Origin of the sequence: Halomonas saccharevitans (assembly GCF_032333995.1) — a bacterium.
Classification (GTDB): Bacteria; Pseudomonadota; Gammaproteobacteria; order Pseudomonadales; family Halomonadaceae; genus Halomonas; species Halomonas saccharevitans.
Genome location: NZ_JAVXUR010000002.1, coordinates 285,476 through 300,459 on the forward strand (window position 1 = coordinate 285,476; position 14,984 = coordinate 300,459).

Below are 14,984 nucleotides of genomic sequence, written 5' to 3' on the forward strand. Positions count from 1 at the left end.
CCCACCCAGGAATGGTTGTCGCCCCTCAGGGCCGTGGTTGTTCGTTACCGAGCGCCTCTTGCAGGCTGCGGTTGAATCGCTCCAGAGGCGCCTCGTCGCCGCCGCTGCCGCTTGGCTGACGGCCGATCGTCGACGGTGTGCCGGCCCCGTTGAGCACGCCCGGCGAACGGATGCGCTCGGCGACTTCCCGGAACAGCACCAGCAGCTCGATGCGTCGATTCACGGGGTCGCTGGCGTCGGTGCCGGGCATCACGACCCGGTCGGCGAATCCCGAGACCCGCAGCAGCTTGGCCGGATTCAGCCCCCCGGCCACCAATTCGCGACGCGAGGCGTTGGCGCGGTCGCTCGAGAGCTCCCAGTTGCTGTAGCCGCGGTAGCCGTTGAGATAGGCCAGGCTATCGGTGTGGCCGCTGATGCTGAGATCGTTGGGTAGCTCGTTGAGCAGAGGCGCCATGGTGCGCAGCAGATTTCGCATATAGGACGCGACCCGGGCACTGCCCAGCTCGAACATCGGGCGCTGCTCGGTGTCGAGCAGCTGGATGCGCAGGCCCTCGGGGGTCATGTCGAAGCGCAGCTGTTTCTGCAGCTGGCGCAGGTCCGGGTCCGCGTCGATGGCGCTCTCGATGCGCTGTTGCAGGTCGCGAAAGGCGCGGCGCTGTTGATCGCTGGGACGTGTCTGGGTACGCAGGTCGATGCGCGCGCGCTCGCCGTCCGAATGCACCGGGTCGGGGCCGCCGCCGGGGATCACGTTGGCGCTTTGTGCCGCGCCGTCACCGCCGGTGATGGCGGTCAACAGGGGGGTGCGAAAGTATTCGGAGACGGCCTCGCGCTGCTGCTGGTCGGATTGCGAGAGAATCCACATGACCAGGAAAAGCGCCATCAGGGCGGTCATGAAGTCCGCCAGGGCGATCTTCCAGCTGCCGCCGTGGTGTCGGTGGACGACCTTCTTGCGGCGGATGATGATGGGTCTGCGATTCGGGGTCATGCGCCGCCTTCACCTGCCTTGGCGTTGCGGACGTACTCTTCCAGTTCGCTGAAGCCGGGACGCTCCTCGGTATGCAGCGCCTTGCGTCCGAACTCCACGGCGAGCTGGGGGGCATAGCCGTGCAGGCTGGCCAGCAGGGTGACCCGCATGCACTGGAGGATCTTCTCCACCTCTTTCGTCTGCCGCTCGACCCGGCTCGCCAGGGGGTTGATGAAGCCGTAGCCGGCCAGGATGCCGAGAAAGGTGCCGACCAGGGCGTGGGCGATCATCCGTCCCATCTCATCCGGCGCCGCATCGGCCACGCTCAGTGCCTTCACCACCCCCATCACCGCGGCCACGATGCCGAAGGCCGGCATGGCATCTCCTACCTTGGCGATGGCGTCGGCCGGGATATGCGCCTCCTGTTCGAAGGCTTCGATCTCATGGAGCATCAGCTCGTCGAGCTCCATGGGGTCCATGCTGCCGCTCACCATCAGGCGCATATAGTCGGTGAGGAAGGCCATGATCAGCGGGTCGGCGAGCACGCGCGGGTGCTCGTTGAACAGGGCACTTTCCTTGGGATTATCGATGTCGCGCTCGATGCCGAGCATGCCGTCGCGGCGAATCTTCGCGAGCATCTTGTACTGCAGCGCCAGCAGATCCATGTAGAGCGACTTGTCGTACTGGTTGGAGCGGCGCAGCCGACCGAAGATGCGAAAGGTCGCCTTGATGGCCTTGCCGTTGTTGGCGGCGATGAAGGCGCCGATGCCGGCGCCGCCGATCATGAGAAACTCCGTCGGCTGGAAGAGCGGCCCCAGGTGGCCGCCCGCCAGGACGAAGCCCCCGAACACGGATGAGAGTACGACTAGGTATCCAATGGGTATCAGCACGGCCGGTATCCCTAGCGTGGCGATGAATGATGATCTCTGTCGGATATCGGCGGTCTCGGGCGAGACTTGAGGGAGGCGACGAAACTTGTCGTCGAAAAGCACCGGGGTATCGCGGGCCTACGCTATGGGGTCTGAGGGCGGGGAGGGTCAGGCCCGGCGATGGCCGAGGGCGGCCGATGAGGCGCTGGTAGCGTTCTGTTCCGCCAGGCTCTGCTGGCGCTTGCGAGTCTTGCCGGCGCGCGAGGGAGGCTGGCAGATACCGCAGACATAGTCGTGAGTCGGGCTGTGGGCGTGCGCCACGAAGTGGCCGGCACAGCGGGTGCATTCCGAGAGCTGCAGCAGGTCGCTCTCGAAGAAACGCACCAGGGTCCAGGCGCGGGTCAGGCCCAGCACGGTCTCGGCGCCATCGATCTCTACCTGTTCGGCATAGAGCCGATAGGCTTTGATGAAGGCCTCCATTCGTTCGCAGTCCTGATCCTCCTGCAGGCGCAGGAAGATGTTATAAAACAGCGAGGAGTGGATGTTCGGCATCCAGGTGATGAACCAGTCCGTGGAGAAGGGCAGCATACCCTTGGGCGGCGACATGCCGCGTATTTCCTTGAACAGGCGGATCAGTCTGGCGCGACTCAGATCGGTCTCGGTCTCCAACACCTGCAGGCGTGCGCCGAGTTCGATCAGGTCGATCGCCAGTTGGACCTGATGCATTTCCGCGAGAAGACTCTTGCTGGTCATCCCTTATTGCTCCGTGGCGGTCGAGGCCGCCGATCGAGATGCCATCAACAGCGAGGCGTGAAACTGGGTCAGGCCCTGCTCACGAGGATTGTGCGTCAGCTGGCGCAGCTGTTCGGCGCTGTCATGACCGAAGTGACACAGCAACTGATTGACGCGCGATAGTCGGGTCAGCTGGCGCGCATTGAGCTCCTGCAGGAGGTCGGCCATCTCGTCATCGATCTTGAGGCGAAACTTGGCCGTGACGCGATCTTCGTTGATCAGGCGCTGAGCGAGCAGGAGGTAGGCGAGATTCATCTCGTGAATCTCGTCGATGAGGCTGTTGATCTGCATGACTCCCTGTCGACTCCCAACCGTTATGGTATGGACGTATCGGTCCTGGGCGGTGAGATGACCGTTGTTTCAGCGTCTATCTTGACGTCGCCGGCCAGCACATCCGGACGACCGTATTGTCAGCGGTTGGGAAGCAGATGCAATCGTACGCGATGGTGACCACTCGCTGGCCGATCGGAGTTATTGGCAGTGCCTAATAAAAAAGATGAGAAAAATCATGCTTCTCTGACTGTATGTCAGGCATTAAATAAAAATTAGGTTTTTACAAATGTTTACACAGCCTATCGCTATGATACCCATAGCGGTGGCCTATCACGCTAGGTGAGGGGCTTCGTTTCCTCTGGGGCCAGCTCGTATACCCAGACCAGCAATTCCGCGATCACCTCGTAGAGCCGTGGCGGGATTGCCTCATCCAGATTCAGCTGCATCAGCAGGCCGACCAGCTCCGGCGCATCGTGAACGTGAACGCCCTGTCGTCTCGCTTCCGCAATGATACGCTCGGCCAGCTCGCCATAGCCTTGCGCTACGACACGTGGGGCGTCATTTGCGTCCTGGTAGGCCAGGGCCACCGCCTGACGACGGCCATCGGAATCCTTGCCACTCATGGTGTTGGTCCCTCATCGAGTCGACCGAGGTCGATCTGGATCGTCTCGAAGCCGTGCCCGGCCAGTCGGGATCGCAGATGGTCGAGACCGCTCTCGAGCCGCTGCCTGGTCGACTCCTGCGCCAGGCGCAGATCGATCTCCACGCGGTCGGCCTCCATCCACAGCGAGGCTTTCAGGCGGCCCAGGCCGGTAATTTCCAGGTCGATTTCCGACCGCCAGCCGCGCTGTTCGCCGTCTCTGCGCTGCGATTCGCTCTCCTCGCTCCCCTGGCGCTCCTGGTGTCCCGGTGGCAGCGGAACCATCAGCGCCATGAACAGCCCGCTCCAGACGTCGCCCTCCCAGCGCAGGGTCGGCGTCACCAGCATTTCGAGCTGGTGGCGCACGATACCCTGCAGGCTCTCTTGCACCGGCGCGTTAGCAGGGGGACGCGGGAGCGCTTCGGTCAGCGACTCACGCGCGGCGGCGGTGCCGCCCTGCTCGATGCCGGCGACCGAGGGCGTCGGGGTGGCAGGTGCCGCCGCGGGGAGCGGGCTCATGGTGCTGGTCGGGTGCTGCGAGGAGGCCGAGGCGGGCGGAGCGCCGGCCGGCAGGACGAGCGGCGCGGAGCCTGCCCCGCGGGGCAGGGGGGCGCCCGGAAGAAAGGGCAGGTCGCGAGGGCCGGCCGGCCCGCTCGGGGCGGCGTCGCCCTGCCGGGTGCCTGAGAGGGTAAACTGCAGGGCGCGCCACATCTGGGGCTCCCGCTCGAGCTGCTGACGAGGCATCTCCCCCTTGAACCAGCGGGCCAGGTGCGACTCGTAGAAGAGTCCGCTATGGCGGATGCTGTCTTCCAGGCGGACGGCGACATTGGCCGGATCAGGCGCCTGCCCCGGCATCATCAGTGGCGTCGGCGGCCGCACGGAAGAGGGTGGGGCGGGGAAACGCATCAGCAGGTCGGCAATGGTGAGAGCCGAACGGCTGAAGTGGGTCTGGGTCGAGGCGGGCGATTGGCCCGCGTCCGAGAGCGGCCGGGTAGCGCTCTCCGACGTGGCTCCCTGGGTGCGACCCAGGCCCGGCAGCGGGGCGGATGGGTTCCGTGCATCGAGCCGCGAGTCGCTGTGCAGGGCCTTGGGCGCCTCGGCAGGTGAGGTCGGCTTGACCGGTTGGTTCAGGTCCTGTGGGGGCTGGGTGTCGACACGCTTACCCAGCACTTGGTGCAACAGGGTATCCAGCAGCGGGGTGATGCCGCTCACGGCGCGCGGCTGCCGTGGCCCGGCTCGCTGATATCATAGGCGTGTCGCAGCTTGCGCTGTCGCTGTGCGGCGCCGATCAGCTCGCCCAGCTCGTCGCGTCGCTCGATCAGGCGGGCGCGGATCTCGAGATCGTTCTCCAGGATCTCCTCGAGCAGTGTCGCCTTGCGGGCGCGATGCTCGGCATCCAGCCGGTGTCCGGCCTCGAGAGTCGTCAGCTGCTCCACCTGCACGAGATAGCTGCTCTCCTGATCGACCAGGGCCGTCCAGTCGGCGTCGCGGGCCGCACTCAGCATTCGACGGGTGCGCGAGCGCAGCGCTTCGTAGTGCTCGACCAGGGCCTGCTGGCTGTTGGGCTCTGCGTCGTGTTCCATCATCACTCCCCCGATGCCCGGCCGCCGATCTCCCGCCAGGCGGAGGCGATGTCGTTCAGCAGTGCCTCCGCCTGGTTCAGGCTCTCGACATCGTTATGCCGATTGGCCGACAGCAGCAGACGGACCACGTAGTCGTAGAGGGAGGCGAGGCGTTCGGCGATCTCGCCGCCACGTTCGGCGTCCAGGGCGGCCATCAGGCCGTTATTGACGATATCCATCGCCTTGGAGATCGCCTTGCCTTTCTCGGCGACGTTGCCATCCTCGAGATGGATGCGGGCGGTGCGGATGGATGCCTGGGCGCCGTCGAACAGCATCACGATCAGCTGATGGGGGCTCGCGGACATCGCGGCGCTTTCGACGCCGACCTTGGCGTAGGCACTGGCTCCGCGCCCATAGGCGGCGGCTCCTCGCATGGCGCTCATGGGTTGCATGCTCCTGTCATTATGGCCTCGATCGATGGCCGGGGTTGGGAGCATCACGCCGTGTTCCATGCTGAAACGGCCTGCATGATGCTTCCCCTTCACTGCGGATAGTCTGACAAGCCGCACGCCCCGTGTTGCCGTGAACAGCGCCTGCCAGCCGTGTCATTTCTGATTATCGGCTCGCTGGGCCACGACTTTAGCGCGAAACGGGCAGCTCCTCCTGAATACTGCCGAGCCGTTGGACGGCGATGCCGCGATGCACCTCGCCGAGCTCCGGCCCGGGAGGTTCGACAGCGTCGGTCAGCTGCACCCGGTCGGGATGTCCCTGGGCATCGAGGGACTGGACCCAGGCCAGCTGGCCGCTGTCGAAGCGGATCAAGGAGCCGATCGGATAGAGGCCGAAGCGCTGGATATAGCGCTTCACCCAGCGTGGGTCGAACTGTTCTGAGTGATTCAGCAGGTGACGATAGATGGCCGCGGTCCGCCAGGCGGGCCGATCCGGCCGTTCGCGGCGCATGGCGTCGACGGCGTCCACCACCGCTGCGGCGCGTGCCAGCTCGTGCAGGCGATCGGCGGTCAAGCCGCGGGGGTAGCCGCTGCCGTCCAGGCGCTCATTGACGTTGTGCGCCACCGATTCGATGATGTTGGCGGAGAGCCAGTGGCAGCGCCCCATGCGGTGCATCAGGGCCTCCACGTGGTCGTGCATATGGCGCCGCTGCTCCTCGTCGGGGTGGCACACCTGCCACAGGTCGGCCGGCCATTGGGCCTTGCCCAGGTCGTGCACCATGGCGCTGGCCACCATGGCCTTGCTCAGCTCGCGGGGGATGGGCGGCTGACCGGCCAGGTCCAGCAGGAAGACGCTTACGGCGAGGCTGTGGCGAACCAGCCGGGGCTCGTGCAGAAGGCAGCGGGTGGCGAAGAGCAGGCCGTCACGATCCTCGTCGTGGAGCCGCATCAGGCGATCGGCATGGCGCGAGAGCTGTATCGAATCGACCTCACCGCCCTGCTGCAGTTCGAGGAGCTGGGCGTCCAGGTAGCCGGCGACGCGTGCCAGCCGCTTGGCCATGGGAGTGGCGTACTCCTGGGTATTGCGCCGGCCCACCGTGGGCGGCGACGAGGCCTGGGTCTGGAAGAGCAGCGACGGCAGGCGCGACGCCTCGCTGCCCTCGGCATAGCGCGCGGACTCGCGTTCGATTTCGCGCACGAAGAACCAGAGCTGACGCTCCTGCCCGCTGCTGGGGTTGGCGAAGCGGAAGCCGGCCATGATCACCTGGCGTTCGGTATCCACGACGTGATGGCGCGGCGAGGCGCGTACCGAGAAGCGGGTGTCGTTGGGAAAGCACAGTTCCACCTCCAGCGGCTGGCTGGTGTCGGCCAGGACGGCGCCTGCTGAGAGGTCCAGCTCCAGCTGGCAGCCTTCCAGCGAGAGATCCTTCAGGTCTCCCTGGACCGAGCCGCCCTGTCCGTCACGCAGGATCGCCCCGACCTCCATGCCGAGTCGCAGCCGGGCGCGAAAGGAAGTTCGGCGCTGCAGCACCTCGAGGTGGTAGGGGAAGGAGCAGGTGCCGATCAGGCGTCCCTCCGCCTCGTGGCACGCCTGCATGGTCAGCATCGGGGTGCGCAGCATCTTGCCCTGGGCCTGGCCCAGCAGGCGAAATGCCTGGCCGCGCTTCAGCTCGCCGGCGATCTCGCGAATGGCACTGATGTCCAGCGTCAGCAGGCCTGCATCGGGCTGTTGCTCCGCGACCAGCACCGGAAGCGGCTTGCTGCCCGGGGCGTCCATCTGCAGCGATGCGCCACCGGGCTCGATCAGCGCCTCCAGCAGCGTCTCGATCTCCGCGGGACTCTCCACACGGGTGTAGCCATCCTCTTGCTGAACCATCCTGTCCTCTTGGCCGTCGATTTTTCCTGTTCTTGCTATCGGCCGAACGGCGGTCGTCTTGAGATGGATGTTGCCAGGTGCCTCAAGTCCGGGGTGCGACGGCCGATAGCCTGAGTCCCCAGCTAGGTCTTTCATGTCTATTTTGAAGTGGCGGCGCGATATGATGCCGGCCTCAGTTGGGTTCGGGGCGCTGTCGGCAGGGCACGGAGCCCCGGCCTCCGGCCGAGAGATTGCCTTGTTCATGGTTTCGGCGGCAGATCAGCACTATCCATCGCCCAGCTATCCATCGCCCAGCTGTCCATCGGGGCCCATCACTATCGGGAGTTGCCCATGTCCAACGACGATGGCGGATCACCGCCGCAATCGCCCGCCGGGAAGAGGGCAGCGGTGGGCGTCACGTCTATGCAGCAGCCGGCCCTCCTGTTTCGACTGCTCAGCGAACACGTGCCGTTGGCCCTGGCCATGCTCGACGTTCAGGACCAGGTGCTGTGGGCCAGCACGGGGCTGCTGGAGTTGCTCGATACGAGTGAGGGTGACCTCGTCGGCCAGCGCCTGACCGACATCGTGCGCCTGGTCTCCTGGTCACCGGCGCACCACGAAGATGCGGTATCCGCCGCTGGCCATCGCTGGCGGAGCGTCTGGTTGGCAAGCGAGCGGCTCGATGCGTCGAGGATGGTGCTGATGGCCGAAACGATCCCGGAGGGCGCTCCGGCGGGCGTTGCCAAGCTGCTGGCCTTCGTGGACCTTCAGGGCAGTCAGGCCGATGAGGTGCCGCCCTTCTCGGATCCGCATACCGGCCTGGCCAGTCAATGGGTCTTCGAGGATCGCTTGCGCCATGCCATGAGGCGCGCAGATCGTCATGATCAGCAGTTGGCCGTGATGCTGGTCCGGTTGAACCGTGCCAACGAGCTGCGTCGCTCCTGTGGCGAGCCGATCATGCAGACCCTGTTGGCCCAGATTAGCCGTCGGCTGACGGGTATCCTGCGCGGCGAGGACAGCGTCGCCTATCTGGGCGGCGATCGCTGGGCGGTGCTGATTGAGCATCCGGTCTCTCCGGAGAGTCTGCAGGCTGCCGCGCTGCGCTGTCTCGAGGCCATGGAGGCCCCCTTCACTCTCGGGCGCCCGCCGCTGCTGCTGACGCTGTCCATCGGTATCGCCCTCTACCCGGACGACGGAGCCTCCTCCGAGCAGCTGATGGATCGTGCCGGCCAGGCATTGGATCAGGCCCACCCGGCCGGACATGCCTTCTTCGATCGGCGCCTGAAGAAAGTGCTGTCGCAGCGAATGGCGCTGAGGCATCGCCTTCAGGAGGCCCTGCTCAGTCCCGATCGCCACTTCGCCGTGGCTTATCAGCCCCAGTTCGACCTGGCGACTGGCGGCTGCGTCGGTGTCGAGGCCCTGGTGCGGTGGCGAGATCCCCGGCGGGGATTGGTGTCGCCCGATGAGTTCCTGCCGATGGTGGCCGAGATGGGGCAGATGGTCAGGCTCGACCGCTGGGTCATCGAGCAGGTGGTCACTCAGCACCAGCGTTGGCAGGCAGTCGGTGCGCCGCTGTCGGGCCTGACGATAGCGGTCAATCTCGATGCCAGCCTGCTCGAGCAGAGCGTCTTCGATGGGCGCCCCCTGGATCGCTTTCTGCGGCAGCGCTGCAGTGAGCTCGACTGGCTGGTGCTGGAGATGGACGGAAGGGCACTCTCCCGTGAGGCCGACACGCACAGTTTGTTGCTTCGCCGCCTCTCCCGCATGGGCGTAAGGCTGGTGGTCGATAACCTGGGCAGTGCCCCCGTGGATCTCATCCGCCTGGCGATGCTGCCGATCTCTCAGGGGAAGATCGGGCGTGAACTGGTGCATGGCCTGATGGATAGCAGTCCATTCGCGCGTCAGGCGATCAGCGCGCTGTCCCAGTGTCTGAAGGCGCTGCAGCTGGGCTGCATCATGGTGGGAGTGGAGACGGAAGACGAACTGGCAGCGGCTCGCCGCAAGGGAATCGATCAGGTGCAGGGGAATCTGCTTGGCGCGCCGATGACGGCCGAGGCATTGGTCGAGCGGCTGGGGGGCGGCTTCGACCCGAGGGAACGTCTGGAACCTTGACGTCGCGATAGAGAAACGGCGGCTGAGAGGGCTGGCGTTGAGAGGTGCGGCTTGCCGTCGAGGGGTGGTCGTCAGGCCGAGGTGTTCAGCCGGCGCTGTCCGGTGGTCGTGCGCCCATCGGGAGCGTAAACGGACTTTTCGGCGATGCGATGGATGTAGTCCAGCATCTGCTGGTTATGCGTCATGCGCAGGCCGATCATGCGGCCATTGCGCTCGTTCAGGCGTGCGACGCCTGCCGCCATGTCGAGAGTGGTCTGCCACTGATCGAGGCAGCCTGCCTCTTCGGCCGCTCGGCGTGCGCCGCTGGCGTCATCGGAGTAGCCCAGTTTGCGTTGCACCCTAGCCCGGTTCATCTCGGTCTCTTCGAGGCGTTGCAGCAGCCGTGCCTTCTCCTGCGCGATCTCCTCGAGCCGTGCGCCGTCGATCGTGCCGTTCAGCAGCTGCTCCTGCTCGTGATTGAGGTGGCGTGTCAGCGTCTCGAGCCGAGACTGCTGTTCTTCGAGAAGGCGGTGCAAGCTCATCAGCCGCGCTCCTCGCCGTTCAGCAGGTCCTGGACGCTGGCGATCAGGCCGTCGGCGATGCGCTCGGCCCGCACGTCCAGTTTGCCCTCGCGAATGGCCTCGCGAAGCTCTTCTACGCGCGCGGTGTCGATGTCCTGACTGGCGTCCGTGGCGCCCTGGCTCAGGTGGGTCGTGGCCGACGGGCCGGCGTCCTGTCGAGGCGTGCGGTCGGCGCCCTCGGCCTTGCGGCTCTCGTCGCGCGTCTCCGCCTGGCCGGGACGCGGCAGGGGATGGAGGTTGTCGATTTTCACGGTGATGGCCTCGTGACCGATGTGTTGATGAAGGGTATCGGCCGTCGATCCGCTAACTTTAGCGCGGCGTGTCGCCTTGCAGCGCTGGTGCGGCGACGAGTGTGCGGTCAAGCCGTTTAAAAGTCCACGCTCGTGCGCCCCTCCCCCACGACCCTTGCCTCGAGGATCTCGCGATCGGCCAGGCGTACACGTATTCGTTCGTTTCGACCGCCCGGCTCCAGCGCCTCGGCGCTTCTCGTCACGCGAAAGCCTGACCCGCGCGCCTCGATCACCACCTGCTGTCCCCGCCTGACCAGCGGGCGAGCGCGCAGGTGGTGACGCTGCAGCGTTACACCGGCCGCCAGATGGCGGGTGGCCTGCTGGCCGGTCGCCCGGTCGGGATCGAGCAAGGCCTGGCGGGGCAAGCGATCCAGGCGGCCAGTGACCTCGGTCAGGTCCTCCGGGCGGATGATATCGCCGGCACGCACGTCCCGCGCCAGTTCCACATAGTGCCCGGTGATGTGGACCTCGGCCTGCAGGTAGCGAGTCCGGTTGTCGTTGCCGCAGCGTATGCCTACCGAGACGCGCCCGACCGGTCTGTCGGCGGCGCGGGGCAGCGAGATATCGGGTCGCGGGCAGGCGGGTAGGGCGGCCCGTGGTGGATGCACCTCGATGCTGATTTCGTCGCCCGCCCCCGAGGCGCGCTCGAGAAGGAAGTCGTGCACCTTCGCCAGCATGGCGTCCTCGTCGGCGTGGCTCGGTCCTGCCGGCAGCAGAATTGTCGCCAGCAGGCAGGCGGCATGTCTCGTAAGGCGAGGCGATGGGCGGTGGCGGAGCATGTCGAGGCCATGACGGGAGCGAATGTCACGATTCTAGCGGTCGTTCTCCCGACGGAATACGTGAATTGGCTATCCGAATGCCGGCTGTTCGAGCCTTTGTCATGACAGGAGCTTGGCTATTCTCCACCGTCGACTCATACCTTTTGCGGGGAGCGCCGAGATGATCGATCGGCTCGAAGCCTCTTTGAATTTCCACCAGCAGGCCCTGGGGCTGCGCCAGGAGCGCCAGAAGGTGCTGGCCAGCAACATCGCCAACGCGGATACGCCGGGCTACAAGGCCCGCGACATGGACTTCGCCAGCGAGCTCAACAAGGCCGTGCAGCAGGGCGGGAGCGACGGCCTGGCGCTGTCGCGGACCTCCTCGCGCCACCTCGAGAGCCAGGGGGCGATGTCGAGCTCTCGCGATCTGCTCTATCGGGTGCCTGCCCAGCCGAGCCTCGACGGCAACACCGTCGACATGGACCGCGAGCGCACCCAGTTCGCCGACAACTCCGTGCGCTACCAGGCGGCGCTGACGATGCTCAACAGCCGTATCCAGGGCCTCAAGAAGGCCATGCAGCCCGAATAATCCAGGAGTGACCGTATGTCGATGTTCTCCATCTTCGATATCTCCGGCTCGGCCATGAGTGCCCAGTCACAGCGCATGAACGTCACCGCCAGCAACCTGGCCAACGCGGACAGCGTCGCCGGGCCCGACGGCGAGGCCTACCGGGCCAAGCAGGTGATGTTCGAGACGCGCGCCCAGTCGCGCGACGGCATCGGCGGTGTCGGCGTGCGCGAAGTGGTGGAGGACCCCTCGCCCATGCGCCAGGAGTATCGCCCCGGCCATCCCCTGGCCGACGACGCAGGCTATGTGACCATGCCCAACGTCGACCCTGTGGGCGAGATGGTCAACATGATCTCCGCCTCGCGCTCCTACCAGGCCAACGTCGAGGTGATGAACACCAACAAGCAGCTGATGCTCAAGACACTGACCCTGGGCGAGGGATAAGCAGATGGCGACTTCCATCGATAGCGGCGTGATCAACGCCATGAACGGCGGCGCGGCGGGTGGCGCGAGCCTGAGTGCCAAGCAGTCGGACGAGCTGCGCAACAACTTCATGACCATGCTGGTGACGCAGCTGCAGAACCAGGACCCGCTCAGTCCGATGAAAAACGAGGACATGACCGCCCAGCTGGCGCAGATCAACACCGTCAGCGGCATCGAGAAGCTCAACGAGTCGATGGCGGCGATCACCGGACAGATCGACGCCGGCCAGACCCTCCAGGCCACCGGGCTGATCGGCAAGGGCGTGCTGGTGCCCGGCGATCGCGTGCTGCTGAGCCAGGGCGAGGCCGCCGAGGGCGAACAGGCCGAGGTGACCACCACCCCCTTCGGCATCGAGCTGAACCAGCCCGCCGATAGCGTCATCGTCACCATCACCAACCAGTCCGGCCAGGTGGTGAATCGCTACGACATGGGCTCGGCGAAGGCCGGGGTGGAGTCCTTCAGCTGGGACGGCCAGACCAGCGACGGCCAGACCGCCGCCGACGGTGCTTATCGCGTCAGCGTCGAGGCGACTCGCGGGGACGAGGCGGTGCCGGTCGAGACCCTCAACTACGCCGTGGTCGGCAGCGTCACGCCGCCGACCGACGGCGGGCAGGTGCAGCTCGATCTGGGGGCCGTCTACGGCCGGGTCGGGCTCTCGGATATCAAGCAGATCCTTTGATGGCGGGCCGCTCGATCACGAGCCGTTTTCCGTTCGATACTCAGCTAACGCAGGGACAGTGACATGGGTTTCTCACAAGCGCTCAGCGGCCTGAACGCCGCCTCCTCCAGCCTCGACGTGCTGGGCAACAACATCGCCAACTCTCAGACCGTGGGCTATAAGAGCTCCAGCGCGCAGTTCGCCGACGTCTTCGCCGGATCCACCGGCCTCGGGACCAAGGTCTCCCAGGTGCTTCAGGACTTCGGCGCGGGCAATATCGAGAACACCGGTCGCGGGCTGGACCTCGCCATCAGCGGCCAGGGCTTCTATCGCTTTCAGCAAGAGGGCGAGGTGGTTTATTCGCGCAATGGTCAGCTGAGTATGACCGCCGACGGCTTCCTGCAGAATGCCCAGGGTGCGCGGCTCATGGGCTACGGCCTCAACGCGGCCGGTAACGTGCAGGTCGGCGGCCAGCCCGAGGTGCTGCAGGTGCCGGCGGACGACATGGCGGCCAGCGCCACCACCGACGTGTCCACCACCTTCAACCTGGACGCTCGTAAGATCGTTGGCGACGACCTTAGCCAGGCCACCGTGTCTACCGATATGAGCAACCCGGGTGGCACCGAGCAGACCATCGACTACCACTACTCGAACAACTTCTCGGTTTACGACTCGCTGGGCAACCCGCAAAACGTCACTGTCTATTATAATAAAACCGGGGCCGATAACACCTGGAGCGCCAAGGTGGCCATGGACGGCCACTACAACTCTGCCAACGACTTCACCTTATCGTTTGACAACAATGGTGAGCTCGACACCATCAATGGCAATCCGGCGACCCCGGACAACATGCCGACCATCAACGTAACCAACGACGCCACGACGCCGCTCGGTACCGGGCCGGCGGCAATGGCCTTCGGTCTCGATATCGCCGGTTCCACCCAGTTTGGCAACGCCTCCGCGACCAATGCACTGACCCAGAACGGTTACACTTCCGGTGCCCTGGTCGGCATCACCATCGAGGACGATGGCACCGTGATGAAAAACTACACCAACGAGCAGTCTCGCCCGGCGGGTCAGATCGTGCTAGCCAACTTCCGCAATCCCGAGGGGCTCAAGGCGGTAGGCGACAACGCCTGGGAATCTACCGAGGTTTCCGGTCAGGAGCTGGTGGGGGTCGGCGGCACCGGCGTGCTGGGCAGCATCCAGTCAGGCGCCATCGAGACCTCCAACGTGGACCTGGCCAAGCAGCTGGTGGACATGATCGTCACCCAGCGCGCCTACCAGGCCAACTCCCAGACCATCAAGACCCAGGACGAAGTCCTGCAGGCCTCGATCAACCTGAGTCGTTAAGGCGGGAGTTGAGCCATGGATCGCATCCTCTACACCGCCATGAGCGGCGCCCGGCAGAGCATGGAGCAGCAGTCGGTGGTCAGCCACAACCTCTCCAACGTGGATACCGTCGGCTTTCGCGCCCAGCTGCACGCCATGCGCGCCGTGCCGGTCCAAGGCGACGGCGCCCTGCCCACGCGAGTCTCGGTGGCCGCCTCGACGCCGGGGGCGGACTTCGCGCCCGGCCCCATGAATCGCACCGGCCGGGCGCTGGACGTGGCCATGGAGGGCGATGCCTGGCTCGCCGTCCAGGCGGCGGACGGCACCGAGGCCTACACGCGCCGCGGCGATCTCCAAGTGGACAGTGACGGCCTGGTGACCAGCGTCGGCCGCCCGGTGATCGGTGAGGGCGGCCCCATCCAGGTGCCCCTGGGCGCCCAGCTTTCGGTTGGCAGCGACGGCACCCTGAGCGCCATCGCCCAGGGCCAGGGCTCCGACGCCCTGGTCGCCGTGGGCCGCCTCAAGCTGGTCACGCCGGGTGAGGCGGGCGTGAGCCGTGGCGACGACGGGCTCTTCCGAGCCCCACCCGAGGGCGAGGACGCCCCGGCGGCCTTGCCCGCCGATGATCAGGCCCGGCTGGTCAGCGGTGCCCTGGAGGGCAGCAACGTCGGCGCCGTGGACGCCATGGTGTCGATGATCGACGTGGCGCGGCGCTACGAGATGCAGACCAAGGTCATCAGCACCGCCGACGAGAACGCCCAGCGCGCCAACAGCCTGCTCTCCCTGAGCTGAGATGCCCCGAACATGAGGAATGCCTAG

Annotated in this window: 18 protein-coding genes; 6 read left to right on the forward strand and 12 right to left on the reverse strand. The window is 65.8% G+C overall.

The genetic code is table 11. From position 1 onward, the window contains the following. Window positions 1-25 precede the first annotated feature (25 nt). The 9 genes from motB to RSO68_RS06830 form a co-directional block, all read right to left on the reverse strand. Window positions 26-985: a flagellar motor protein MotB gene (gene motB / locus RSO68_RS06790; protein ID WP_315585906.1), complete on the reverse strand. Its 960-nt coding sequence runs from the start codon at window positions 983-985 to the stop codon at window positions 26-28. Then, entirely contained in the window at window positions 982-1,854 is an 873-nt protein-coding gene (motA, locus tag RSO68_RS06795) for a flagellar motor stator protein MotA (RefSeq protein WP_315585907.1), read from the reverse strand. The genes motB and motA overlap by 4 nt, the downstream gene beginning before the upstream one ends. A gap of 147 nt (window positions 1,855-2,001) precedes the next feature. Beyond that, window positions 2,002-2,586 carry a flagellar transcriptional regulator FlhC gene (gene flhC / locus RSO68_RS06800; protein WP_315585908.1) on the reverse strand — a complete coding sequence of 195 codons (585 nt, stop codon included), beginning with the start codon at window positions 2,584-2,586 and terminating at the stop codon, window positions 2,002-2,004. A 3-nt stretch (window positions 2,587-2,589) separates the two neighbouring features. Continuing rightward, window positions 2,590-2,916, reverse strand: a complete 327-nt coding sequence (flhD, locus tag RSO68_RS06805; protein ID WP_315585909.1) for a flagellar transcriptional regulator FlhD — start codon at window positions 2,914-2,916, stop codon at window positions 2,590-2,592. Between the two features lie 317 nt (window positions 2,917-3,233). Then, window positions 3,234-3,521, reverse strand: coding sequence for an EscU/YscU/HrcU family type III secretion system export apparatus switch protein (locus RSO68_RS06810; protein ID WP_315585910.1), 288 nt, complete (start codon window positions 3,519-3,521; stop codon window positions 3,234-3,236). Next, entirely contained in the window at window positions 3,518-4,750 is a 1,233-nt protein-coding gene (gene fliK / locus RSO68_RS06815; RefSeq protein ID WP_315585911.1) for a flagellar hook-length control protein FliK, read from the reverse strand. The genes RSO68_RS06810 and fliK overlap by 4 nt, the downstream gene beginning before the upstream one ends. After that, window positions 4,747-5,121, reverse strand: a complete 375-nt coding sequence (locus RSO68_RS06820; RefSeq protein WP_315585912.1) for a flagellar protein FliT — start codon at window positions 5,119-5,121, stop codon at window positions 4,747-4,749. Before RSO68_RS06820 ends, fliK begins: the two co-directional genes overlap by 4 nt. 2 nt (window positions 5,122-5,123) lie before the next feature. Further along, complete coding sequence (fliS, locus tag RSO68_RS06825; RefSeq protein WP_315585913.1) at window positions 5,124-5,543, reverse strand: flagellar export chaperone FliS; 420 nt, start codon at window positions 5,541-5,543, stop codon at window positions 5,124-5,126. 196 nt (window positions 5,544-5,739) lie between these two features. Beyond that, window positions 5,740-7,425 carry an HD domain-containing phosphohydrolase gene (locus RSO68_RS06830; RefSeq protein WP_315585914.1) on the reverse strand — a complete coding sequence of 562 codons (1,686 nt, stop codon included), beginning with the start codon at window positions 7,423-7,425 and terminating at the stop codon, window positions 5,740-5,742. A 387-nt stretch (window positions 7,426-7,812) separates the two neighbouring features. On the opposite strand from RSO68_RS06830, the gene RSO68_RS06835 reads away from it, so the two are divergent. Then, window positions 7,813-9,516: a GGDEF domain-containing phosphodiesterase gene (locus RSO68_RS06835; protein WP_315585915.1), complete on the forward strand. Its 1,704-nt coding sequence runs from the start codon at window positions 7,813-7,815 to the stop codon at window positions 9,514-9,516. 71 nt (window positions 9,517-9,587) lie between these two features. On the opposite strand, the gene RSO68_RS06840 is transcribed toward RSO68_RS06835, so the two are convergent. The 3 genes from RSO68_RS06840 to flgA form a co-directional block, all read right to left on the reverse strand. Continuing rightward, on the reverse strand, window positions 9,588-10,037 hold the full coding sequence (locus RSO68_RS06840; RefSeq protein WP_315585916.1) for a flagella synthesis protein FlgN: 450 nt from the start codon (window positions 10,035-10,037) through the stop codon (window positions 9,588-9,590). Beyond that, the gene (flgM, locus tag RSO68_RS06845; RefSeq protein WP_315585917.1) at window positions 10,037-10,327 is read right to left on the reverse strand and encodes a flagellar biosynthesis anti-sigma factor FlgM; all 291 of its coding nucleotides are present in this window, start codon (window positions 10,325-10,327) and stop codon (window positions 10,037-10,039) included. Before flgM ends, RSO68_RS06840 begins: the two co-directional genes overlap by 1 nt. Before the next feature lie 116 nt (window positions 10,328-10,443). Continuing rightward, window positions 10,444-11,043, reverse strand: a complete 600-nt coding sequence (gene flgA, locus RSO68_RS06850) for a flagellar basal body P-ring formation chaperone FlgA (RefSeq protein ID WP_315585918.1) — start codon at window positions 11,041-11,043, stop codon at window positions 10,444-10,446. A 262-nt stretch (window positions 11,044-11,305) separates the two neighbouring features. Between flgA and flgB the strand changes: the two genes are divergently transcribed. The 5 genes from flgB (at window position 11,306) to RSO68_RS06875 (ending at window position 14,957) form a co-directional block, all read left to right on the forward strand. Further along, window positions 11,306-11,713, forward strand: coding sequence for a flagellar basal body rod protein FlgB (gene flgB, locus RSO68_RS06855; RefSeq protein WP_315585919.1), 408 nt, complete (start codon window positions 11,306-11,308; stop codon window positions 11,711-11,713). 15 nt (window positions 11,714-11,728) lie between these two features. Further along, complete coding sequence (flgC, locus tag RSO68_RS06860) at window positions 11,729-12,136, forward strand: flagellar basal body rod protein FlgC (RefSeq protein WP_315585920.1); 408 nt, start codon at window positions 11,729-11,731, stop codon at window positions 12,134-12,136. Window positions 12,137-12,140: 4 nt separating this feature from the next. Next, window positions 12,141-12,854: a flagellar hook assembly protein FlgD gene (locus RSO68_RS06865; protein WP_315585921.1), complete on the forward strand. Its 714-nt coding sequence runs from the start codon at window positions 12,141-12,143 to the stop codon at window positions 12,852-12,854. A gap of 63 nt (window positions 12,855-12,917) precedes the next feature. Next, window positions 12,918-14,186: a flagellar hook protein FlgE gene (gene flgE / locus RSO68_RS06870; protein WP_315585922.1), complete on the forward strand. Its 1,269-nt coding sequence runs from the start codon at window positions 12,918-12,920 to the stop codon at window positions 14,184-14,186. Between the two features lie 15 nt (window positions 14,187-14,201). Next, complete coding sequence (locus RSO68_RS06875) at window positions 14,202-14,957, forward strand: flagellar basal body rod protein FlgF (RefSeq protein WP_315585923.1); 756 nt, start codon at window positions 14,202-14,204, stop codon at window positions 14,955-14,957. Window positions 14,958-14,984 lie beyond the last annotated feature (27 nt).

Bases quoted from the DNA above. Each gene is read 5' to 3' on its own strand.
- flhD (WP_315585909.1), bottom strand. From the start codon at position 2,916: ATGCAGATCAACAGCCTCATCGACGAGATTCACGAGATGAATCTCGCC.
- flgB (WP_315585919.1), top strand. From the start codon at position 11,306: ATGATCGATCGGCTCGAAGCCTCTTTGAATTTCCACCAGCAGGCCCTG.
- RSO68_RS06875 (WP_315585923.1), top strand. From the start codon at position 14,202: ATGGATCGCATCCTCTACACCGCCATGAGCGGCGCCCGGCAGAGCATG.
- RSO68_RS06810 (WP_315585910.1), bottom strand. From the start codon at position 3,521: ATGAGTGGCAAGGATTCCGATGGCCGTCGTCAGGCGGTGGCCCTGGCC.
- fliS (WP_315585913.1), bottom strand. From the start codon at position 5,543: ATGAGCGCCATGCGAGGAGCCGCCGCCTATGGGCGCGGAGCCAGTGCC.
- motB (WP_315585906.1), bottom strand. From the start codon at position 985: ATGACCCCGAATCGCAGACCCATCATCATCCGCCGCAAGAAGGTCGTC.
- RSO68_RS06830 (WP_315585914.1), bottom strand. From the start codon at position 7,425: ATGGTTCAGCAAGAGGATGGCTACACCCGTGTGGAGAGTCCCGCGGAG.
- RSO68_RS06820 (WP_315585912.1), bottom strand. From the start codon at position 5,121: ATGGAACACGACGCAGAGCCCAACAGCCAGCAGGCCCTGGTCGAGCAC.
- flgC (WP_315585920.1), top strand. From the start codon at position 11,729: ATGTCGATGTTCTCCATCTTCGATATCTCCGGCTCGGCCATGAGTGCC.
- RSO68_RS06840 (WP_315585916.1), bottom strand. From the start codon at position 10,037: ATGAGCTTGCACCGCCTTCTCGAAGAACAGCAGTCTCGGCTCGAGACG.
- RSO68_RS06865 (WP_315585921.1), top strand. From the start codon at position 12,141: ATGGCGACTTCCATCGATAGCGGCGTGATCAACGCCATGAACGGCGGC.
- flgE (WP_315585922.1), top strand. From the start codon at position 12,918: ATGGGTTTCTCACAAGCGCTCAGCGGCCTGAACGCCGCCTCCTCCAGC.
- flhC (WP_315585908.1), bottom strand. From the start codon at position 2,586: ATGACCAGCAAGAGTCTTCTCGCGGAAATGCATCAGGTCCAACTGGCG.
- flgA (WP_315585918.1), bottom strand. From the start codon at position 11,043: ATGCTGGCGAAGGTGCACGACTTCCTTCTCGAGCGCGCCTCGGGGGCG.